Annotated in this window: 23 protein-coding genes; 14 read left to right on the forward strand and 9 right to left on the reverse strand. The window is 71.8% G+C overall.

The features are described 5' to 3' along the window. Positions 1–2: 2 nt before the first annotated feature. The gene (rimP, locus tag ACFQVD_RS20670) at positions 3–503 is read right to left on the reverse strand and encodes a ribosome maturation factor RimP (RefSeq protein ID WP_343968958.1); all 501 of its coding nucleotides are present in this window, start codon (positions 501–503) and stop codon (positions 3–5) included. A gap of 192 nt (positions 504–695) precedes the next feature. Here rimP and ACFQVD_RS20675 point away from each other — a divergent pair, with 192 nt between their 5' ends. The 4 genes from ACFQVD_RS20675 to ACFQVD_RS20690 all read left to right on the forward strand — a co-directional run bounded on the left by ACFQVD_RS20675 (position 696) and on the right by ACFQVD_RS20690 (position 2291). Continuing rightward, a complete protein-coding gene (locus ACFQVD_RS20675; protein WP_343968956.1) occupies positions 696–1178 on the forward strand; it encodes a hypothetical protein in 483 nt (160 codons plus the stop codon). Then, a complete protein-coding gene (locus ACFQVD_RS20680) occupies positions 1175–1645 on the forward strand; it encodes a ferritin-like domain-containing protein (protein ID WP_343968954.1) in 471 nt (156 codons plus the stop codon). Before ACFQVD_RS20675 ends, ACFQVD_RS20680 begins: the two co-directional genes overlap by 4 nt. Positions 1646–1819: 174 nt before the next feature. Further along, positions 1820–2014, forward strand: a complete 195-nt coding sequence (locus ACFQVD_RS20685; protein WP_343968952.1) for a DUF4236 domain-containing protein — start codon at positions 1820–1822, stop codon at positions 2012–2014. A gap of 73 nt (positions 2015–2087) precedes the next feature. Next, positions 2088–2291 carry a DUF4236 domain-containing protein gene (locus ACFQVD_RS20690; protein ID WP_343968950.1) on the forward strand — a complete coding sequence of 68 codons (204 nt, stop codon included), beginning with the start codon at positions 2088–2090 and terminating at the stop codon, positions 2289–2291. Between the two features lie 88 nt (positions 2292–2379). On the opposite strand, the gene ACFQVD_RS20695 is transcribed toward ACFQVD_RS20690, so the two are convergent. Next, positions 2380–4125, reverse strand: a complete 1746-nt coding sequence (locus ACFQVD_RS20695; protein ID WP_343968948.1) for a proline--tRNA ligase — start codon at positions 4123–4125, stop codon at positions 2380–2382. A gap of 77 nt (positions 4126–4202) precedes the next feature. Continuing rightward, on the reverse strand, positions 4203–4769 hold the full coding sequence (locus ACFQVD_RS20700) for a hypothetical protein (protein WP_343968946.1): 567 nt from the start codon (positions 4767–4769) through the stop codon (positions 4203–4205). Positions 4770–4956: 187 nt separating this feature from the next. Here ACFQVD_RS20700 and ACFQVD_RS20705 point away from each other — a divergent pair, with 187 nt between their 5' ends. The 5 genes from ACFQVD_RS20705 to ACFQVD_RS20725 all read left to right on the forward strand — a co-directional run bounded on the left by ACFQVD_RS20705 (position 4957) and on the right by ACFQVD_RS20725 (position 11516). Next, positions 4957–5952, forward strand: coding sequence for an acyl-CoA dehydrogenase family protein (locus tag ACFQVD_RS20705; protein WP_343968944.1), 996 nt, complete (start codon positions 4957–4959; stop codon positions 5950–5952). Between the two features lie 121 nt (positions 5953–6073). Continuing rightward, the gene (locus tag ACFQVD_RS20710; protein ID WP_343968942.1) at positions 6074–7141 is read left to right on the forward strand and encodes an LLM class flavin-dependent oxidoreductase; all 1068 of its coding nucleotides are present in this window, start codon (positions 6074–6076) and stop codon (positions 7139–7141) included. Continuing rightward, on the forward strand, positions 7138–8286 hold the full coding sequence (locus ACFQVD_RS20715) for a hypothetical protein (protein ID WP_364149260.1): 1149 nt from the start codon (positions 7138–7140) through the stop codon (positions 8284–8286). Before ACFQVD_RS20710 ends, ACFQVD_RS20715 begins: the two co-directional genes overlap by 4 nt. A 21-nt stretch (positions 8287–8307) precedes the next feature. Beyond that, entirely contained in the window at positions 8308–9897 is a 1590-nt protein-coding gene (locus ACFQVD_RS20720) for an AMP-binding protein (protein WP_343972099.1), read from the forward strand. Between the two features lie 290 nt (positions 9898–10187). Beyond that, positions 10188–11516, forward strand: coding sequence for an FAD-dependent oxidoreductase (locus ACFQVD_RS20725; RefSeq protein WP_343972102.1), 1329 nt, complete (start codon positions 10188–10190; stop codon positions 11514–11516). A gap of 50 nt (positions 11517–11566) precedes the next feature. Here ACFQVD_RS20725 and ACFQVD_RS20730 read toward each other — a convergent pair whose 3' ends face one another. Then, positions 11567–12073 carry a hypothetical protein gene (locus tag ACFQVD_RS20730; RefSeq protein ID WP_343972105.1) on the reverse strand — a complete coding sequence of 169 codons (507 nt, stop codon included), beginning with the start codon at positions 12071–12073 and terminating at the stop codon, positions 11567–11569. Positions 12074–12267: 194 nt separating this feature from the next. Here ACFQVD_RS20730 and ACFQVD_RS20735 point away from each other — a divergent pair, with 194 nt between their 5' ends. Next, positions 12268–13455: a DUF6986 family protein gene (locus ACFQVD_RS20735; protein ID WP_343972108.1), complete on the forward strand. Its 1188-nt coding sequence runs from the start codon at positions 12268–12270 to the stop codon at positions 13453–13455. A gap of 55 nt (positions 13456–13510) precedes the next feature. On the opposite strand, the gene ACFQVD_RS20740 is transcribed toward ACFQVD_RS20735, so the two are convergent. The 3 genes from ACFQVD_RS20740 to ACFQVD_RS20750 all read right to left on the reverse strand — a co-directional run bounded on the left by ACFQVD_RS20740 (position 13511) and on the right by ACFQVD_RS20750 (position 15871). Then, positions 13511–14185: a copper homeostasis protein CutC gene (locus tag ACFQVD_RS20740; RefSeq protein WP_343972111.1), complete on the reverse strand. Its 675-nt coding sequence runs from the start codon at positions 14183–14185 to the stop codon at positions 13511–13513. Between the two features lie 43 nt (positions 14186–14228). Then, complete coding sequence (locus tag ACFQVD_RS20745) at positions 14229–14810, reverse strand: GNAT family N-acetyltransferase (protein WP_343972115.1); 582 nt, start codon at positions 14808–14810, stop codon at positions 14229–14231. A 314-nt stretch (positions 14811–15124) separates the two neighbouring features. After that, positions 15125–15871 (reverse strand): GntR family transcriptional regulator, encoded by a 747-nt coding sequence (locus ACFQVD_RS20750; protein WP_343972118.1) that lies wholly within the window; start codon positions 15869–15871, stop codon positions 15125–15127. Positions 15872–16007: 136 nt separating this feature from the next. On the opposite strand from ACFQVD_RS20750, the gene ACFQVD_RS20755 reads away from it, so the two are divergent. After that, the gene (locus ACFQVD_RS20755; protein WP_343972121.1) at positions 16008–16361 is read left to right on the forward strand and encodes a hypothetical protein; all 354 of its coding nucleotides are present in this window, start codon (positions 16008–16010) and stop codon (positions 16359–16361) included. A 185-nt stretch (positions 16362–16546) separates the two neighbouring features. On the opposite strand, the gene ACFQVD_RS20760 is transcribed toward ACFQVD_RS20755, so the two are convergent. Together ACFQVD_RS20760 and ACFQVD_RS20765 are read right to left on the reverse strand one after the other, a co-directional pair. Next, a complete protein-coding gene (locus ACFQVD_RS20760; RefSeq protein ID WP_343972124.1) occupies positions 16547–16933 on the reverse strand; it encodes a Zn-ribbon domain-containing OB-fold protein in 387 nt (128 codons plus the stop codon). 3 nt (positions 16934–16936) lie between these two features. Beyond that, a complete protein-coding gene (locus ACFQVD_RS20765) occupies positions 16937–18094 on the reverse strand; it encodes a thiolase C-terminal domain-containing protein (RefSeq protein WP_343972127.1) in 1158 nt (385 codons plus the stop codon). A gap of 226 nt (positions 18095–18320) precedes the next feature. Between ACFQVD_RS20765 and ACFQVD_RS20770 the strand changes: the two genes are divergently transcribed. From ACFQVD_RS20770 to ACFQVD_RS20780, 3 genes are read left to right on the forward strand one after another with little or no spacing between them, the layout of a single operon-like run. Continuing rightward, positions 18321–18941 (forward strand): flavin reductase family protein, encoded by a 621-nt coding sequence (locus ACFQVD_RS20770; protein ID WP_343972130.1) that lies wholly within the window; start codon positions 18321–18323, stop codon positions 18939–18941. Positions 18942–18957: 16 nt separating this feature from the next. Then, complete coding sequence (locus tag ACFQVD_RS20775; RefSeq protein ID WP_343972133.1) at positions 18958–20103, forward strand: acyl-CoA dehydrogenase family protein; 1146 nt, start codon at positions 18958–18960, stop codon at positions 20101–20103. A gap of 26 nt (positions 20104–20129) precedes the next feature. Further along, positions 20130–20909 (forward strand): SDR family oxidoreductase, encoded by a 780-nt coding sequence (locus tag ACFQVD_RS20780; RefSeq protein ID WP_343972136.1) that lies wholly within the window; start codon positions 20130–20132, stop codon positions 20907–20909. Positions 20910–20950: the final 41 nt, after the last annotated feature.

The following is a 20950-nucleotide window of genomic DNA, read 5'->3' on the forward strand; positions in this document are numbered from 1 at the left end:
CCTTAGCCCTCGTCGCCGTCTTCGCCGTCGTCTTCGGCGTCGTCGAGCCGGCGGAATTCCACCTGAACCCGTCCTCGGGTCAGGTCCTCATAGTCGATGCGGCGCGGCGCGCCGTCGACGTCCAGCTCCACGCCGGTCTCGTCGGTGGCGACGATCCGGCCCTCCACGGCGGTGCCGTCCCTCAGGTCGGCCTTGACCAGCCTCCGTACCGCGCGGCGCCAGTGGCGCGGCTCGGTGAGCGGGCGGTCCACCCCCGGGGAGGAGACCTCCAGCACGTACGGGGCGCCTCCCATCGCGTCGTCGGCGTCCAGCGTCGCGGAGACCGCGTGGCTGACCTCCGCGACGTCGTCGAGGCTCACGCCGCCGTCACGGTCGACGACGACACGCAGCAGCCGCCTCTTGCCCGCGGGGGTGACCGTGACGTCCTCCAAGTCGAGCCCCTCGGCTCCGACGACAGGTTCCAGAAGCTTCATCAGGCGGTCGCGGGATGTGGCGTTGCCCATGCCGACCTCCCATTGTCACGATCTCAGCCGGGCGGACCTCGCCCATGCGATTAACCAGCCTATCCACACCAGGGCGTGGAAACAGCGCCACTCGGTGTGGCGGAGCCGTCCGAGAAGCGAGGTGGGTGCCATTATTCCAAGCCCGTACGATGCTAGGTGCGTCAGCTGCCGACACAGAACCGGAGGTCGTCCGTGCGTTCCGTCTCCCGGCGCGCCCTGTTGCGGGGCGGCGCTCTCGGGGTGGCGGCCGTGGCCGCCGCGGGCTGCGCCGCCGAGGAACGGGTGCCTCCGGTGGCCGAGCGTCCCGATCCCGAGACCGTGCTCCTGCGGGAGCTGATCGCGGGCAAGGAGCGGACAGTGGCCCTGTACGCCTCGGCCTCCTCGGCCAGGCTCGTGCCCTTCAGGCGGCGGCACGAGGCCCATCTGGCCGAGCTCCGCCGCCGCCTCCCGCCCGCCGCCTCCGCCTCCGCGACACCCACCCCTTCGCCTTCGCTCTCCGGCGGCGCGTCCGCGGGCGGCAAGGTGTCGGTGCGGGCCCTTCGCGATCTGGAGCGCAGGGCGGCCGCGCTCCGTGCCCGGCAGGTCGAGGGGGCCTCGCCCCCGCTGGCCCAGCTGATCGCGTCCATCGGCGCCTGCGAGGCCGCGCACGCCCTGGCCCTGTCGAGATCACTGTGAGGGCCGACCGGGGACTCGAAGCGGCGCTGGCGGCCGAGCACGCCGCCGTGTACGCGTACGGAGTCATCGGAGCCAGGAGCACGGGGAGGCTGCGCACCGAGATGACGGCGGCCTACAACGCCCACCGCGCCCGCCGTGACCAGCTCCGCGCCATGATCATCAAGATGGGCGGCACCCCGGCCGAGCCGGCGGCGGTCTACGAGCTCCCGGTCACGCCGTCCACGGCGGCGCAGGCGGTGGAGCTGGCCGTGCTGGTCGAGCGGAGGGTGACCGGCACCTACCTGGAGCTGACGGCCTCCGCCGACACTGCGCTGCGCAAGATGGCCGCGCTGGCCATGCAGGAGTGCGTCACCCGCTCCTACAGCCTGCGCCCGGAGATCGACACCTTCCCCGGCATGCCGCCCGCGCCCGCCGCCTCCCCGGGCTCCTCACCCACCGTCTCCCCTCCGGCGACCGCCACCGATTGACTTTCACCGATGGCCGCTTTCCCGTTTCCCGGAGTGACGAGCTGGTCAGCGCGGTATCGACGCCTGATTACGGCCCCGGCGTTCGTGAAATGAGATTCAAACCCGCTTTCGAGCATGTTTGTACGGTGCCTGCCGGGTAGCTGAATCTCCGTGAAACACGCCTGAGGAGGAGCAATGGGCTGGGGATACCGGAAATCCATGAAGTTCGGTCCGTTCCGTCTTAACCTTTCGCGGAGTGGAGTGGGTCACAGCTGGGGAAACCGCGCCTTCAGAGTCACCAAGACGGCAGATGGGCGCCGCACGCTGAGCGTCAACCTGCCCGGCGGATTCCACTGGCGCAAGACGATCGGCGGCGGTGCGCGTCGCTGACGGGTGTTTCCCGGGAACCGTACGCGAACGCCGGTCGTTCTCCTGACACGGCACGAGGTTCGGGGAGAGAACAATGGGCTGGGGATACAGAAAGTCGATCAAAATCGGTCCCTTCCGGATCGACCTGTCTCCACGAGGGGTCGGCCACGGCTTCGGTAATCGCAGATTCCATATCGCGAGAACTCCCGACGGCCGCAAACACGTGACCGTCAACCTGCCCGGCGGATTCCACGTGGGCAGGACGATCGGCCGGAGTTCCCGTTACCGTCACCGCTGAGACGGGACCACGGACACGAAGGAGCGGCCCACCCGCGCGGGTGGGCCGCTCCTTCACATGCGCGGTGACGCGGGACGGGCCCGCGGGGTCACTCCCGGCAGGCAGCGACGACGCGGTCGACCGCCTCGGCGAGCGGGATCTCCTCCTTGGTGCCGGTGGCGCGGTCACGCAGCTCCACGACGCCCTGGGCGAGACCCCGGCCGACGATCAGGATCGTCGGCATGCCGAGCAGCTCGGCGTCCTTGAACTTCACGCCCGGCGAGACACCGGGGCGGTCGTCCACCAGGACGCGCAGGCCGCGCCCCTCCAGTTCCTCGGCGATCTCCACAGCGGCCTCGATCTGGCCGTCCTTGCCGGTGCCCACGATGTGGACGTCGGCCGGGGCGATCTCGCGGGGCCACCGCAGGCCGAGTTCGTCGTGCCGCTGCTCGGCCAGCACGGCCACGGCGCGGGAGACGCCGACGCCGTAGGAGCCCATGGTGATGCGGATCGGCTTGCCGTCGGGGCCGAGGGCGTCAAGCTTCGCGGCGTCGGCGTACTTGCGGCCGAGCTGGAAGATGTGGCCGATCTCGATGCCGCGGTCGATGGAGAGGCCGGAGCCGCAGACCGGGCAGGCGTCGCCCGCGCGGACCTCGGCGGCCTCGATCGTACCGTCGGCGACGAAGTCGCGGCCCGCGACGACGTCCGCGGCGTGTTTGCCCGGCTCGTTGGCACCGGTCACCCAGGCGGTGCCGTCGACCACGCGGGGGTCGACGAGATAGCGGATGCCGAGATCCCGCAGGACCTGCGGGCCGATGTAGCCGCGGACCAGGCCGGGGTGCCTGGCGAAGTCCTCGGCCTCGAAGATGGCGGGCTCGCCGGGGGCCAGGGACGCCTCCAGCCGCTTGAAGTCGACCTCGCGGTCGCCGGGCACGCCGACGACCAGGGTCTCGGTCTTGCCGGAGCCCGGGACGGTCACCTTGACCACGATGTTCTTGAGCGTCTGGGCGGCGGTGATGCCCAGGCCGTGGTGCTCGTTGACGTGGTTGACCAGCGACTCGATGGTCGGGGTGTCGGGGGTGTCGAGCACCCGCATGGCGGGGCGCTCGCCGGCGCCCTCGGTGGCCGGGGCGGGGGTGACGACGGCCTCCGCGTTGGCCGCGTAGCCGCAGTCGTGGCAGGCCACGAAGGTGTCCTCGCCGGTGGCCGCGGGGGCCAGGAACTCCTCGGAGGCCGACCCGCCCATCGCGCCTGACGTGGCGAAACAGATCTTGTAGGCGATGCCGAGCCTGTCGAAGGTCTTGATGTAGGTCTCGCGGTGGCGCTCGTAGGAGTGCTTGAGACCCTCGTCGTCGAGGTCGAAGGAGTAGGAGTCCTTCATGACGAACTCGCGCCCGCGCAGGATGCCGGCCCGGGGCCTGGCCTCGTCCCGATATTTCGTCTGGATCTGGTAGAGGGTCACCGGATAGTCCTTGTAGGAGGAGTACTCCCCCTTGACCATGTCGGTGAACATCTCCTCGTGGGTGGGACCGAGCAGGTAGTCGGCACCCTTGCGGTCCTTGAGGCGGAAGAGCGTGTCCCCGTACTCGGTCCAGCGGCCGGTCGCGTCGTAGTACTCACGGGGCAGGAGCGCGGGGAAGAGCACCTCCTGGCCGCCCATGCGGTTCATCTCCTCACGCACCACGCGCGTGACGTTCTCCAGGACCGTCTTGCCGAGGGGGAGCCAGGAGTAGACGCCGGGGGCGACGCGGCGGACGTAACCGGCGCGGACGAGCAGCTTGTGGCTCGGGACTTCCGCGTCTGCCGGGTCGTCCCTCAGCGTTCGAAGAAACAGCGACGACATGCGCAGCAGCACGGCTACTCCTAGCTAGTGGGGATCGATGCTCTACAGGCTATCGAGTCCGGCAAGCCGATTGTCTGCCATCGACCGCTTTAGATTCCGGTGGTGAAGAAGACGAAGTGGAAGGCCCCGAGGGCCAGCGCGATCAGCGCGGCGCAGATCCGGTCACGCCTGCGGGCCAGTGAGATCAGCATTCCCACCGCGAGCACGAGCATGACCGCCGCTCCCCATGGCCAGAAGCCCGGCACGAACTCGGGGCCGGGCATCAACTTGTCGATGCCTTCGAACAGGGCCAGCCCGACCGCCCCTCCGGCCGCGAGACCTCCCCAGCGGTCGGGGCGCTTGGTGAGGTAGGAGAGAACCCCGATCGTCACGAGATTGACGACCGTGAGATTCATCGTGGCGCCGTCGTCGCCAAGGCCGGTGAGCCAGTCCCCCGGTTCGAAGAGAGTGGCGCTCAGCGTCGAGAGCAGCACTCCGAACGCGGCGAGCACGCTGGAGAGCACCGCCCAGCCGAAACCGGCCGCGGTCCGGCCCACGACGACGGCGAGGAGGACGTACGCGTACGGGTTGTAGATCGCGTTGGGCAGGCCGGGCCCGTAGGCCGACAGCGCTCCGACGCCACCCAGCAGCATCCCCACGAAGAGCGAGAGGACCATGTGCCGGAGAATGGCGCGATCCCGTCGGTCCCCCGCAACGAAGTCAAGCGTGTAGTTGCGTTCTACCAAAGCCACCGATCCCCCGATCACATGTACTCGTGGCCACCGGCAGTATATCTGACCTGCGCTAACACCCAGGGGGAGGCAAACTTCGCGAGGCAAGCGAGCGCTTGGTTATGCTGTTGCCGTGAGTCTTTTCGCGAGCGTTTCCCCACCCCTTTCCGAAGAGCGGCTGGAGCTCCGCGACGCGGTCCGCTCCTTCCTCGCCCGGCACCCGGACGCCCCCTGGGTCCGGTTCGCCGCCGAGCTGGGCGTGGCCGGCCTGGCGGTCCCCGAGGAGTACGGCGGCGCGAGCTGCGGCATGGCCGAGGCGGCCGTCGTGTGCGAGGAGATCGGCCGCGCCCTGTCGCCCCACCCCTACCTGCAGACCGCGGTGCTGGCCGTGGAGGCGATCAAGGCCGCCGGCGACCGGGCGGCCATGGCCAGGTTGCTCCCCGGGATCGCCGAAGGCACCGTCACCGCGACCGTGCTGCTCCCCGGCGACGCCGAGCTGGCGCTGGACGGCGACCGGCTGACCGGGGTCGCCCGGTACGCCCTGGACGGCGAGCTGGTGCTGGCCTACGCGGGCGGCGCGCTCTTCGAGGCCGCCCCCTCCTCTCGCACGCCGTTGCCCACCCTGGACCAGACCCGCCCGCTCACCGCGTTCGCCTTCGACGCCGTCCCCGCCGTCCGGATCGGCTCCGGCGCGGCGCACGAGCGGGTCCGCGACCTGGCGGTCGCCGCACTGGCCGCCGAGCAGGTGGGCGGGGCGGACCGCTGCCTGGAGACCGCGGTGGCCCACGCGAGACGGCGCCACCAGTTCGGCCGCCCGATCGGCTCCTTCCAGGCGGTCAAGCACAAGCTCGCCGACGTGCTCCTGCTGGTCGAGTCGGCCCGCTCGGCCGCCCTGGCCGCCGCGCGCGCCCCGCTGGAGGAACTTCCCGTCCGGGCCGCCGTCGCGGGCTCCTACTGCACGGAGGCCTACCTGGCCGCCGCGGGCGAGAACATCCAGGTGCACGGCGGCACCGGCGTCACCTGGGAGCATCCGGCCCATCGCTACTTCAAGCGGGCCACCTCGGACGCCCAGCTCCTCGGCACCCCGCAGACGCACCGCGCCCGCCTGGCCGCCGCCGCGGGCCTGTAGGGAGGGCGCCTCACGCGTCGGCTTGTTGAGGTCCCGGCATGCTGGTAATCTCGCCAAGCGAGCGCTTGGTTAAGTGAGGGGCCTCGGCCGGGGGTCGGATGGACACACAACGGAGGCGTGGATGACGTCCCTAAGGATCAGCCTGGGCTACGAGCTGGAGGTCCGCGGACGCTCCCGGGAGGTCGAACAGCAGGCGTTCCGCAACGTGATCGACCAGGTGGTCCTCGGAGACCGGCTGGGGTTCGACACCGCGTGGTTCGTCGAGCACCACTTCACCCGGGGCTTCTCCCACTCGTCGGCCCCCGACCTCGTGCTGGCCGCCGTCTCCCAGCGCACCGAGCGGATCCACCTCGGCCTGGGCGTGGTGCTGCTGCCCTTCCAGTCGCCCATCAGGACCGCCGAGCGCGTCGCGACCCTCGACGTCATCTCCGGCGGCCGGGTGGAGTTCGGCACCGGACGGGGCGCGTCTCCGCTGGAGTACCAGGCGTTCCAGAAGCCCTTCGAGAAGTCGCGGCAGATCTGGGAGGACTCGCTGGAGGCCACCCTCGCCATCTGGAACGCCGACGGCGAGCCGATCAGCCGGTCCAACGAGTTCTTCGAGATCCCCGACGTCTCCGTCTACCCCCGGCCTGCCCAGGTGCCGCACCCTCCCGTGTGGGTGGCGTCCACCTCCCTGGAGGGCTACCTGGCCGCGGCCAGGCACGGTTACAACCTGCTGGGCATGACGATGCTCAAGGGCCTCGACGACGTCGCCGAGGACATCGCGAGCTACCGGCAGTGCCTGGCCGACAACGGCTTCGACCCCGACAGCCGGCGGGTCGCGCTGATGATCCCGTGGTTCGTCGGCGGCACCAAGGAACGGGCGTTCGAGATCGCCTCCGACCCGGTCCTGTGGTACATCCGGCGCCAGGTCAACCTGGTCACCCCTCCCGACTACTACGACGCCCGGCACGCCACCCACAAGGTCCTGGGTCAGCTCGCGGCCGGCATGCCCCCCGATGAGGCCATGGCCACGCTCCGCGAGCACCACATGGTCGTGGTGGACGACGTGGAGGGCTCCCGGAAGGCCACGGCCCGCATCGCCGAGGCCGGAGCCACCGACCTGATCCTGCAGGCACAGGTGGGCGGCCTCTCCCACGAGCACGTCTGCGAGTCGATGCGGCTTTTCATGACCGAGGTGATCAATTGACGACGAACCCGGCGGCCCGCGACGACGGTGCCGCGCCCGCCTCGAACGCGGCGCCCGTGGGAACCGTCCCGCTCGGCGCGCCCTCCGTATGGCTGACCAGGGACGACCTCGCCGCCGGTGGCCGTAGCGCGTCCGGGCTGCTGCTGGTCTCCGCCGACGCCGGCAGCGTGACCCCCGCGGGCGAGGTGGGCGAGCTGACCGCCGCCTACGCCGCCGCACTGCGGGCGGCGGGCGTGGACGGGCGGGACCGGGTGGTGGCGGCGCTGTCGGGCGACGGCGAGCTGGCGGGCCCGCAGTGGGCGCGCGCCGCCGCCGAGGTCGCGGCGGCGGGCGCCTCCGTCGGCCCCCGGGGCAGGCTCAGGCTGCACCACGCGCTGGAGTCGCTGGGCGCGACCACCCTGGTGATCACACCGACCGGCGCGATGGACCTGCTGGCCCGGCTGCACCTGGAGTTCCTGCTGGACCCGCTGGACCTGGGCCTGCGGCACGTCGTGCTGACCGGGGAGATCGCCTCGCGCCGCACGATGGCGCATCTGGCGACGGAGTTCGGGGCCCGGGTGACGGAGGTCTACTGCTCGCCGTTCACCGCGGTGCCGCTGGGCTGGCGGTCCTCGGAGTCGGCGCCGCTGACCCTGCTCGTGCCCGGCTCGGTGGGCCTGGCCCCGTTGGAGAAGGACGAGCTGCAGGCACCGCCGTACGCCTCGGGGCCGGCCGAGCTGGTCGTCGCCGGCGCGCGGGCCGGGGAGGCGGTGCGCACCGGCCAGGTGGTCCGGGTCTCCGGCGGTGAGGCGATCCCCGCCCCCGAGCACACGGTCGGCGACCACGTGCTGGTACGCGGGGTGTGGGTGTCGCTGAACCGGATCCAGCGGGCGCTCAACAAGATCGACGGAGTCTCCGGCTGGGAGCTGGGCGTCTCGCGGCAGGGCACGCTCGACGCCGCGGTCCTGACCGTGACCTTCAAGCGGGAGAGCTTGGTCGGGAATCCCATGTGGAGGTCGCGCCTGCAGCAGTCGCTCAAGGCGCTCACCCCGGTCACGATCGCCGTCGAGATCTCCGACCGGATCTCGGAGACGGTCTCCCCCGGCGTGGTGAACGACACGCGAGGCCACCACCTGGGCAGGGATCGCACAGCCATCGCCCGCTGATCCACGAAAGGCGCGACCGCTATGGAAGTACCCGACTGGCGGACGATTCCCCGCATGCTCCGCGCCCTGGCCGACGATCATCCCTCGGACGTCGTCGTGGACGACGGGACGGTCCGGCTGACCCTCGCCGAGCTGCGCGACCGGGCGGGCGAGGTCGCCAGGGGCCTGATCGCACTGGACGTGCTGCCGGGCGACCGGGTCGCCGTCTGGGGCCCGAACGACGCGCACTGGGTGATCGCCGCGTTCGGCGTCTGGGACGCCGGCGCGGTGCTCGTGCCGCTGTCGTCGCGCTACAAGGGCATCGAGGCCGCCGCGACGCTCCGCTCGACCGGGGCGAGCGTGCTGATCACCGGGCACGGTCACGACGGCGCCGTGCCGGCCGACCTGCTGGCCGAGGCCGCCGGTGAGACGGGCGGCGGCCTGCCCTTCGCCGGCCTGCCGGACCTGCGGCACTCGATCGTGCCCGAGGGACTGGAGCGGCCCGGCTCGGCGCAGCCCTCGCAGGTGCTCGTCGCCGGTTCCCTCATCGGGCGCGCCGAGGCCGAGGAGCGCGCGCTGGCCGTACGACCTGACGACCTGTGCGAGATCATCTCCACCTCGGGCACCACGGGCACGCCCAAGGGCGTGATGCTCGAACACGGCCGGATGCTGCGCGGCTACTGGGACTGGGCGGAGATCGTGACGCTCGGCCCCGGCGACCGCTACCCGGTGATCGCCCCGTTCGCGCACGGCTTCGGGCTCAACGCCGGGCTGCTGGCCTCGGTCATGCGCAGGGCCACGATGATGCCGATCGCCACGTTCGGCCCCGACCGGCTGGCCGCCCTGATCCGCGACGGCGGGGTCACGATCCTGGCCGGGCCTCCGACGCTGTTCCACCGGCTGCTGGAGGAGACCGAGATCGGCGAGCACTCGGTGCGCGTGGCGATCTGCGGTGCGGCCTCCGTCCCCGCCGAGCTGATACGCAGGCTGCTGGAGCGGATCGGCCTGGAACGCATGATCAACGCGTACGGGTTGATGGAGGGCACGGTCGTCTCCATGACCAGGGCCGACGACCCCGTCGAGGTCATCGCGGGCAGCACGGGCCGCCCGGTGCCGGGCATGGAGGTGCGGATCGTCGACGACGACGGCCGGGAGGTGCCGCGCGGCGAGCGCGGCGAGGTCCTCGTCCGCGGGTACGGGGTCATGCGCGGCTACTGGGGCGAGCCGGAGAGAACGGCCGAGGTGATCAGGGACGGCTGGCTGCACACCGGCGACATCGGCGCCCTCGACGCCCGCGGCGACCTCGCGATCGTGGACCGCAAGAAGGAACTGTTCATCGCCGGGGGGTTCAACGTCTCCCCCGCCGAGGTGGAGGGACTCCTGCTGCGGGAGGGTTCCCTGGACCAGGCCGCGGTGGTCGCGGTGCCCGACGAGCGGATGGGCGAGGTCGGCTGGGCGTTCGTGGTCCCGAGGCAGGGGGCGGCCGTCGAGCCGGAGAAGGTCATCTCCTGGGCCCGCGACAACATGTCCAACTACAAGGTGCCCAGGCGGGTGATCGTGGTCGACGCCCTTCCCGTCACCGGCAACGGGAAGATAGACAAACGCGCCCTGCGCGCGCGGACGACCCCGTAGACAGCGTGCGAGCAGGCCCCGGGGACGGGTCCGGCGCACGGGAGCGGGCGTCTCGGCGGCACGTCCTCGCGGGGAGTTTCCCGGGGAATGCGGAGAACCTCCGGGGCACGTGCTCCCGCGGGAGACCGGGCCCGCCGGGAACACCGGGAACACCGGGAACACCGTGTGCGCAGGGAATGTTCGGAGATATTGGAAACGTATCCGCCGGGTGCCCCGTGCCGGATGACCGGTTCGATCACAACGGACCGCCGAGACTGGCCCGGCGGGCACCGGTAATGGAGAATCGCGTCATGAGCGCCAGCACCCTGGGAGGCGATGTGTCGCTGAGAGTCGCGATCGTGGGGTCGGGGCCCGCCGGGATCTACACGGCCGAGGCCCTGCGGAAACAGGCCACCGTGCCCCTGCGGGTGGACGTGCTGGAGCGGCTGCCGACCCCGTACGGGCTGGTGCGCTACGGGGTCGCCCCCGACCACACCTCGATCAAGTCGATAGCGGGCTACCTGCGCGGTGTGCTGGAGCTTCCGGACGTGCGGTTCCTCGGCGGTGTCGAGTTCGGCAAGGACATCGGCGTCACCGATCTGCTCGACTGCTACGACGCCGTGGTCTACTGCACCGGCGCGATGGTGGACCGGCGGATGGGCATCCCCGGCGAGGACCTGCCGGGCAGCGTGGCCGCCACCGACTTCGTCAACTGGTACTGCGGCCATCCCGACATGCCCGGTGACCGCTTCGTCCTCGACAGCCCCGAGGTCGCGGTGGTCGGCGTGGGGAACGTGGCGGTCGACGTGGTGCGCGTCCTGGCCAAGACCGCCGACGAGCTGCGCGCCACCGACGTGCCGCAGGAGGTGCTCGACCGGCTGGCCGCCAGCGAGGTGAAGGCCATCCACATGATCGGCCGCAGGGGGCCCGAGCACGCCAAGTTCACCCTGAAGGAGCTCAGGGAGCTGGGCGAGCTGGCCAACGCGGACGTGCGGGTGCGGCCCGAGGAGAGCGCAGCGGACGTCTCGACGGCGTCCCGGCAGATCAGGGGCAATGTCGAGGTCCTGCAGAGCTGGGCGGCCCGCGGCCTGACGGGCCGTCCCCGGCGGCTGGACGTGCGGTTCTGGATGCGTCCGGTGGAGATCCTCGGCGAGGGACGGGTGGAGGCGCTCAAGCTGGAGCGAACCCGGCTGCTGGACGGCCGGGTGGTCGGTACCGGCGAGTTCGAGACCCTCCCGGTCGGCATGGTGCTGCGCTCGGTCGGCTACCAGAGCGTGCCGCTGCCCGGCGTTCCCTTCTCCGAGGCCACCATGACCGTGCCGAACGAGGCCGGCCGGGTCCGCGACCGCGAGTACGTGGCGGGCTGGCTCAAGCGTGGTCCCAGTGGTGTGATCGGCACCAACAAGTCCGACGCCGCCGAGACGGTCCGCACCCTCCTCGCCGATCTCGCCGGCCGCGATCCGGTACACCGTACGGACCCGGACGAGCTTCTCGCCTCCCGGGGCATCTCGCCGATCACCTACGAGCACTGGCTGGACATCGAGGCCGCCGAGGCGACACTGGCCAGGTCCCTCGACCGGGGCGAGCGGGTGAAACTCCTCGGTCTCGCCGCCATGCTCACCGCCTGCGGCCGTCAATGACGCGGCCGCGGCCGCGCCCGGAGGACCGGGGCGCGGCCGCGGCCAGAACGCTATTCGCCGCTCTGCTCGCCACCCGAGGCGTCGGGGCCCTGCCCCTCCGCCGGGCCCTGCGGGTCGACGCCGCCGTCGCCACCGCCACCGCCGTCGCCGCCGCCGTTCTGCGGCGCGCAGGAGATCACGAAGTTCGCCTTCTTGGAGACGACCTTGCGCGGGCTCAGCACCTGGAGCGCCTGCCAGCCCTTCAGGTCGCCGCGGAAGGTGGCGCGATCCTTCAGGGTCTTCGTCCCGCTCACCTTGACGGTCTTCACGGCACTGGAGGAGCCGTCGCCCCTGAGCCAGCGGTAGGCCACCACGGTGGGCGCGCTCACCTTGATCTTCGCCGTGAAGCCGACGGTCACCGGGCACTTACCGGTGTGCTTGGCCGGACCCGCCTTCACCGCCACGGCCACCTTGGGCTTCGCGGGCGCGGCCGCCGCGGCGGCCGGAGCCGCCTGCGTCATCAGCAGTACGGCCAGCAGGGACCCGGCCAGCGCGGAGAGTCCCTTGAGTCTGTTCATGTCATCCCATCGCCGAGTGATCGAACTTCGACGGCAAAGTTTAACCATGGTGACTTGTGATCCGGTTGGGACCGGCTGAGACCACTGATCGGTTCGGGGCGACGGTGACGGGGGTGACCGGCGGCGAACGGCTGCGGCTAAGGTGCGTTCGAAACGGCACGTCCACAGCGACACGTCCGCAGAGGAGCACCAGCATGCGCGTCACGCTCGCCGACCCGTCCGCCCTGATCCCGGGCTTCGAGCGGGTCCACCTCGAGCAGTCGGCGCTGTACCCGTACGGGCCGGTCGGTTGGCAGCCGGTGCACACGGTCTACGTCCCCGCGGACCGGTTCGACGCCGGGACGGTGCGGGCCTGGGGTGACGCCGCGCTGGAGCTGATGCGGCGACACCTGCCGCAACGCGAGCTGGCCGCGATCCTCGGCGTGGGCGGGGACCTCGCCGACGCCGTCCACGGCCGGGTGGCCGCCAAGCTCGGTGCGGAGCCCGTCGAGGACCTGCGCGTCGACTTCGAGGACGGGTACGGGCAGCGCCCCGCGGAGGAGGACGGTCACACCTCCGCCGCCGCCGAGGCGATCGCGGCCATGCACGCGGCCGGAACGCTCCCCCGCCGCTGGGGTCTACGGGTGAAGTCGTTCGCCGACGGCGACCCGGTCCGCTCCCTCAGGACGCTGGACGGCTTTCTCACCGGTGTGGTCGAGCGGGTCGGGCGGCTGCCCGGGGGATTCGTGGTCACCTTCCCGAAGGTGCTGATGAGGGCCTACCTTCACCAGTTCGCCGACTGCCTGCGGGCACTGGAGGACGGGCTGGGCCTCGACGAGGGCGCGCTCCGGTTCGAGATCCAGGTCGAGGCGCCGCAGACGGTGCTGTTCCTCGACTCCGGTCTGGTCGCCTCCCTGCGGGGCAGGCTGGCCGCGGCGCACTTCGGCGTCTTCGACTACACGGCGAGCTGCGCCCTGCCCCCGCACGAGCAGCGGCTGGACCATCCCGTCTGCGATCACGCCAGGAACGTCATGCGGACGGTCTTCGCCGGAACCGGCGTGGAACTGTCGGACGGTTCGCTGGCGGCCTCCCCTGCCTCGGATGACCGACGTGCCGTGCAGGAGCTGTGGCGGCGCCACGCGGAGCTGGTCGGGCACTCCCTGGGCCAGGGCTTCTACCAGGGCTGGGACATGCACCCGTCACACCTGGTCAGCCGGTACGCGACGGTCTACGCCTTCCACCTGTCCCGTTACCGGGAGTACACCCACCGGGTGCGCGCCTGGCAGGAGCGGCGCGAGGCGGGCGAGGGCGTGATGGACGAGCCCGCCACGATCAAGACCATGACCGCCGCCCTGCGCCGCGCCGACCTGGCCCTGGGCGCCGACCCGGCTCCACCGGCCTGACCTCGGTCGCCGGCTCCCGGCACTCCCGGCCGATCACCGCGAGACCTGGTGCGCCTCAGTCGATCAGGGCCCGCCACTGGCGGACCCGGCGCTCGTCGACCGGTTCCGACCAGGACGCCCGCACGGCGCTGCCGACGTGGAAGGCCCGCACGCCGTACTCCATCAGCGCCCCGACGTGGCCGGGCCTCAGCCCGCCCCCGGCCATGATCAGCGGACCGTCGCCCGCCTCGCACCGGGTCTTGAGCAGCGGCAGCCCGTCCGCCACGCCACCGGGCGCACCCGAGGTGAGCACGGTGGCGAGATTGGGCAGCAGGCGGACGGCACGCCAGCTCGCCTGGGTGTCGGCCGCGTGGTCCACCGCCCGGTGAAAGGTCCAGGGCAGCGGTGCGACCGCGTGGATGAGCGCCTCGGTGGCGGCCAGGTCGACCGCCCCCGCCCGGTCGAGGAACCCGAACACGAACCCGGCCGCGCCCGCGTCGGCGAGTGCCCTGGCCTCGCGGCTCAGGGTCTTCAGCGACTCGGGCGTGGCCAGGAACGAGGCCTCGTCACGCAGCATCACCATCTGCGGCAGCGCGCACTCCTTGGAGATCGCCGCGACCGTCTCCGCGGCCGGGGTGAGCCCGCCTACGGCCATGTCGGCGACGACCTCCAGGCGATCGGCGCCACCGGCTTCGGCCGCGACGGCATCACGCACGTCAAGCGTGATCACCTCAAGCAAGGATCCGGTCATGAATGGAGGCTATCGGATGGGTTTGCCCTGGGATCGCCGTGGTTCAGACATGCTCGGGGACGGACAGCGCGAGACCGGACGCGTGGACGCGCAGGCCCCCCGGCCGCTGGAACAGGGCACCGGAGGCGCGATGCGACAGGTCGACCGTGCGGAGGTGCGCAAAACGCTGTCCCCGATAGTAGTCCTGGAGCCGCGAGTTGTCCTTGGAGCAGTCAAGCCTGAGCCATCTTCTCCCCAGGGCCAGGACCCGCAGGCCCGCCCAGTCGAGCAGCGCCTCTCCCAGCCCCCGGCCGGCGTGGGCACGCGCCACGGCCAGCTTGTGGACGTAGAGCGCCGAGCCCGGGTCGTCTCCCGGAGCCCAGAACTCGGGGTCGGCGTGGGCGTCCAAGGCGAGGGTCGCGGCGGGCCCGTCCTCCCCGTCCAGCAGGTACATGACGCCCTCGTCGATCAGCGGGGTGATGCGCTCGGCGGGGAAGCCGGCGGCGGGCCACTGCCGCACGCCGCGGCGGTTCAGCCATCCGGCGGTCTCGGCGAGGAGCGCGAGCACCCCGTCGAGATCACCGTCCGTGGCCCTGCGCAGCGTGAACGGGCGCACGGTGGTGGGACTGGCGGTGTTCGAGTGCATGGTTCATCCCTTCGTTGCGTTCGGTACGCGAGTTGACACGGAGCGTGTTCACCTGGTGGCGCACGGCACCCATGTCGGGCTAGGCGGGCGCCTAGGGGCTGGGGGCGAGCGGCGGGGAGACGCCGGTCGGGGTGAGCGGCGCGGGCGGGAGGGCCGCGAGCCGGAGGGCCTCGGGCGAGACGGCCGGGGTGAGAGAACACCCGGCCGGAAAACCGCCGGGCGGCGGAGGAACGGCCGCCCCGAAGGCGCGGCCCGCCGGGCGTCCGCGGCGCGGACGGAGTGGAGGCCGGCCCGTCAGGGCGGTTACCGAGATGTCAACGGCTTTCCAGCTCGTACCTGATCAGGTGCTTGTCCGCGGGCAGCACCGACACCGCCACGCGCACGGGGACGTCCTCCGCGTCGTAACCGACCCGGACGTAGACGACGACCGGCGTGCCGAGCTGGAGCTGGAGCCGCTCGGTCTCCGCGCTGTTGGGCATCCGCGCCCAGATGTCGTCCACCATCCGCACCTGGCGGTGGCCGAGCTCCTCAAGGACCTTGTTGGCCCCGCGCCTGATGTCGCCGGGACGGGTGATCTCGGAGTCGGCGACCAGGGCCAGCGGGAAGTAGGAGTCGTTGGTGTTGTACGGCTGGCCGTCCACGAAGCGCAGCCTGCGGCGGACCACGGCGAGCTCGTCGTCCGAGAGCTCCAGCCTGCTGGCGATCTCCTCGGCCGGTTGCACGATCGAGACCTCGATCTCCTGGCTCGGCGCGCGCCCCTCCTGCGAGACGGCCCAGGCGAAGGCCTCCAGGGTCTCCTCGCCCCGCGGCTGCAGCTCGCGCTGGGGGTACATGAGCAGCGGACGGCGCTCCCGCACGACGGTGCCCCTGCGGGGGGTGCGGGTGACCAGGCCCTCGTTCACGAGCTCGCCGAGAGCCAGCCGCACGGTGTTCCGGCTCACCTGGTGCACGAGCATGAGCTCCGCCTCGGTCGGCAGCTGATCCCCCGGTCCGAGCGCACCGGAGTAGATGGTCCTCCTCAGATCGGAGGCCACCAGTTGATACAGCGTTGACCGCGCCATTAAGTCCCCTTTGTGCCAACAAAACTAGACGATCTGGTTCTAGCGGGGAACAGCCCCTTGACCCAACCTCCCAAGACCCGCATCATCCAATCGTTGGTACAAATCCATCGAAAGGCCAGCGAGGGGGTGGAGGCCTGTGCTGTCGGTCCGTGTGGACGCGCCGTACCCGCCCTGGCGCGACCCCCGCGAGGCGACGCGTCTGCTGCGCTACGCGTTGCACCGCCAGGGGTTCACCCACACCTACCAGAGCAACGGAAGCGGGATGTCCGTGCTCTCGGTGCTGACCGATCTAACCGTTTGGTGCAAGAACGGGTTCTTCATCTGGAACGAGGACGGCGTTGAGTCCTCGCATCCGGCCGACGACCCGGCTGGGGCGGCCCGCCTCATCTCGCAGCACTACCGGCGGCCCACGCCTGACGACGACCTCGCGGAGGAGGAGGCGGACCACCAGGTCCGCGCCTTCGCCGACACAGACTCCGAGCGCGACTAGCCGGCGAAGGACCCCACCCCTCGCCGGGGTCCTCCGCCGTCGCGCCGGAGCGGAACGCGTCCTGGCGGGTCCCCCACGCCCGCCAGGGCGCGCTCCCCATCTCCGGAGCGCGACCGACGGGAACGGGGCCCGCCGGGGCGCGCCCGTGCCGCGGCCCTGATGAGGGGACCCACCGCGAACGCGCCTCAGCCGAGCGGGCGCCAGTCGATCAGCGACAGCTCCTCGTCCACCTTTCTGAAGCACGCCCGGACGGGCAGGCCGGCGACCGGCGGCTCCGCACCGCGCCAGTTGCCGTACATGACGCATTCGGGCGCCTCGTCCAGCCGCACCATCACCACCGTGTACGGCTCGCTCACCCCGGCCAGGAAGGGCTGGTGGCTGACGATCCAGCTCTCGACGCGGCCGGCCGGGGCGACGGGCTCCCAGTGCCACTCGCGGGTCCTGCAGCGGTGACAGTAGGCGCGGGCGGGGAAGCGCGGCGTGGCGCAGGAGTCGCACCGCTGGAGCACGAACTCCCCGCCGGCGGTCCGCCTCCACCACTCCGCCGAGTCGCGATCGGCAACCGGACGCACCCCTCACCCCTTCCGCAGGATCAGCGCCGAGGTGGCGGGCAGGATGTAGCCGGGCTGGGCCGTGGAGAGCGCCACCTCGGCCCCTGCCACCTGCCTGTCCCCCGCGTCCCCCCTCAGCTGTGAGACGGCCTCGGCGATGTGGTTGACGCCGTGCACGTACCCTTCCGACAGGAACCCGCCGTGGGTGTTCACCGGCAGCTCACCACCCGGCGCGACGGCACCCGAGGCGACGTACGGGCCGCCCTCGCCCTTGGCGCAGAAGCCGTAGTCCTCCAGTTGCACGATCACCGAGTAGGTGAAGCAGTCGTAGATCTCGGCCACGTCGACGTCGGCGGGCCCGATGCCCGCCTGGCGGTACAGGCGCGGGGCCAGTTCGGCCGCGCTGGTCACCGTGGTGTCCGCCCGGCCGCCGGACAGGAAGGAGTCGCCGCCTCCCCACGCGGCGGCGGAGATGAGCACCGGCGGCCTGCGCAGGTCGGCGGCCCGCTCGGCGCTCGTGACGACGAGCGCGCAGGCGCCGTCGGTCTCCAGGCAGCAGTCGAGCAGCCGGAACGGCTCGGCGATCCACCGGCTCGCCAGGTAGTCGTCCAGGGTGATCGGGGTGCGCATGAGCGCCCGGGGGTTCTTGGCCGCGTTGGCGCGCTGGACGACCGCCAGCGCGCCGAAGTGCTCGGGACGGGTGCCGTACCTCGACATGTGGGCGCGGGCGAACATCGCGTACTGCTGTGGCGGCGCGAAGTAGCCGTACGGCGCCTGGTACTGGACCTCGGGACTGACCGGCAGCCCCCGGCCGGTGCCGCCCATCCGGAACTCCGAGCGCGCGTTGATCGCCCGGTAGCAGACGACGGTCTCGGCGACGCCCGCCGCGACCGCGAGCGCCGCCTGGCCGACCACCGAGTGGGAGACGCTGCCGCCGCCGAACTGGTCGAGGTACCAGGAGGGCTCGTGGATGCCGAGCGCGGGACCGACCAGGCAGGGCGCGGCGGAGTCGCCGACCCGGTGGGTGGCGATGCCGTCGACGTCGTCGGCGGTCAGGCCCGCGTCGTCCAGGGCCGCCAGAACGGCCTCGCAGGCCAGGGTGAGGGTGCTGACCCCGGAGTCCTTGGAGAACCGGGTGTACCCGACGCCCGCGACGGCCGTGCGGTCCCGGAAACCGCCCACGTACCACCCTCCGATCACAAGCAAGCGCTTGGCCAGAGGCTAGGCCGGGCCGATCACGGATGTCAACGACGGACCCGGGCCGCACGGCCGCCGGGGACTTTTTCCGGCACTCCCCTACAATCCAAGCAAGCGCTTGGTAAGATGGCGCCAGACGGCGGAGGACGTCGTCCGCCGCCGAACCCCCCTCGGAGGCCGATCGGGCGCGATTGAGGAGGCGAGTAGCACCATGACCACTCACGCGGCCCGGCTGCTGGAGACCGCCGGCCACCCCCGCGCCACCTTGGCCGGGTGCGGCACCACCGCCAACGGAGTCGCCATGCAGAGTGGCCTTTCGCAGGGCCCGTCCAGCGGAGCCGAGAGCAACGGGGCCGTGGACGGCCGGTGGTTCCGCTCCGTTCTCGGCCACTTCGCCACCGGCGTGGTGGCCATCACCTCCATCGACCCCGACACCGGCGAGCCGTGCGGCCTGGCTGCCAACTCCTTCACCTCGGTGTCGCTGGACCCGCCGCTGGTGGCCTTCTGCGTGGCCCACAGCAGCACGAGCTGGCCGCGCCTGCGCGCCGCCGGAACCCAGACGATCAACGTGCTCGCCGAGCACCAGCAACCGGTCTGCGCCGCGCTCGCCGGCCGGGGCGGCGACAAGTTCGCCGGGCTCGACTGGACGGTCTCCCCGGGCGGCAACCCGGTGATCGAGGAGAGCCTGGCCTGGATCGACTGCTCGATCGAGGCGGAGCACCCCGCCGGCGACCACGTCATCGTCGTCGCCAGGGTCCACCGGCTCGGTGTCCACGGCGACGGCGGCCCGCTGCTCTTCTTCAGGGGCGGCTACGGCCGTTTCCACGCCTGATGCCTGGAGGCACCCCATGACCCTGCGCGAGGAGGCACGCTCCTGGCTGGAGGAGAACCTCACGGGCGAGTTCGCGCACGCCCGTGGACTGGGCGGGCCCGGCCGCGAGCACGAGGGGCACGAGGTCCGGCTCGCCTGGGAGCGGCGGCTGGGCGAGGCCGGGTGGACCTGCCTGGGCTGGCCCGGAGAGTACGGAGGCCGGGACGCCACCCTGGAGGACCAGGTCGCCTTCCACGAGGAGTACGCCCGCGCCGCCGCCCCGGCGCGGGTCGGGCACATCGGCGAGGGACTGATCGGGCCGACCATCCTGGAGCACGGCACCGAGGAGCAGCGGCGGCGCTTCCTGCCGCCCATCCAGCGTGGCGAGGAGCTGTGGTGCCAGGGCTACTCGGAGCCTGAGGCGGGCTCCGACCTGGCGGGCGTCCAGACGCGGGCGCGCCTGGACGACGGCGAGTGGGTCATCACCGGCCAGAAGGTGTGGACCTCGCTGGCCCACGTGGCCGACTGGTGCTTCGTGCTCGCCAGGACCGAGCCCGGCTCGGCACGCCACCGCGGCCTGTCCTACCTGCTGGTCCCGATGGACCAGCCGGGGATCGAGGTGCGGCCCATCCTCCAGATGACCGGCACCAGCGAGTTCAACGAGGTCTTCCTCGACGGCGCCCGCACCGCTGCGGGCAACATCCTGGGCGCCCCCGGCGAGGGCTGGCGGATCGCGATGGCCACCCTCGGCTACGAGCGCGGCGCCTCCACCCTGGGCCAGCAGATCGGCTTCCAGCGGGAGTTCGCGGAGGTGGTGGCCACCGCCAGGCGCACCGGAGCCGCCGAGGACCCGGTGCTCCGAGACCGGCTGGTGCGCTCCTGGCTGGAGCTGGACGTCATGCGGCTCAACGCGTTGCGCACCATGACCTCGCTGTCGGCGGGCGAGCCGGGACCCGAGGTGTCGATCGGCAAGCTGTACTGGTCGGAGTGGCACCGGCGGCTGGGCGAGCTGGCCCAGGCCGTCCAGGGGCGCGCGGGCCTGGTCGCCGACGCCCCGCCGTACGACCTCAACGCGCTGCAGCGGCTCTACCTGTTCAGCCGCGCCGACACCATCTACGCCGGATCCAGCGAGATCCAGCGCAACATCATCGCCGAGCGCACCCTGGGTCTGCCCAAGGGCTGAGACACGACCACCGGAACGGAGCCCGTATGGCGACACCTCCCCCCTACCCCCGCGCCCACGGCCTGCTCGACGGAAAGGTCGTCCTGGTCACGGCGGCGGCCGGGACGGGCATCGGGTACGCCACCGCCAGGCGCTGCGCCGAGGAGGGCGCGACCGTGGTCGTCTCCGACCGGCACGAGCGGCGCCTCGGCGAGGCCGCCGAGGCACTGGCCGAGCTGAGCGGGGTCAAGCCGCTCGCGGTGCCCTGCGACGTCACCTCCGAGGCCGAGGTGGGCGCCATGTTCGACGCGGTGACCGAGGCGCACGGGCGGGTGGACGTGGTGGTCAACAACGCGGGCCTGGGCGGTACGGCGCGGCTGGTGGAGATGACCGACGAGCAGTGGGACGCCGTCCTGGGGGTGACCCTCACCGGCACGATGCGCTGTACCAGGGCCGCCCTGCGGCGGATGGTCCCCCGGGGCTCCGGGGTGATCGTCAACAACTCCTCGGTGATCGGCTGGCGCGCCCAGGAGGGGCAGTCGCACTACGCGGCCGCCAAGGCCGGGGTGATGGCCCTGACCAGGTGCGCCGCCCTGGAGGCCGCCCCGCACGGCATCCGGGTCAACGCGGTGGCCCCCTCGCTGGTCATGCACCCCTTCCTGGCCAAGGTCACCACCGACGAGCTGCTCACCGAACTGACCTCCCGCGAGGCCTTCGGCCGCTCGGCGGAACCGTGGGAGGTGGCCAACGTGATCGTCTTCCTGGCCAGCGAGTACTCCACCTACATGACCGGCGAGGTCGTCTCGGTCTCCAACCGGCACCCTTAGCGAAGAGCTAGGCCTGCATTCCGCACGTGACCCTGGTCGAC

Source organism: Streptosporangium amethystogenes subsp. fukuiense (assembly GCF_042665875.1).
Lineage (GTDB): Bacteria > Actinomycetota > Actinomycetes > Streptosporangiales > Streptosporangiaceae > Streptosporangium > Streptosporangium fukuiense.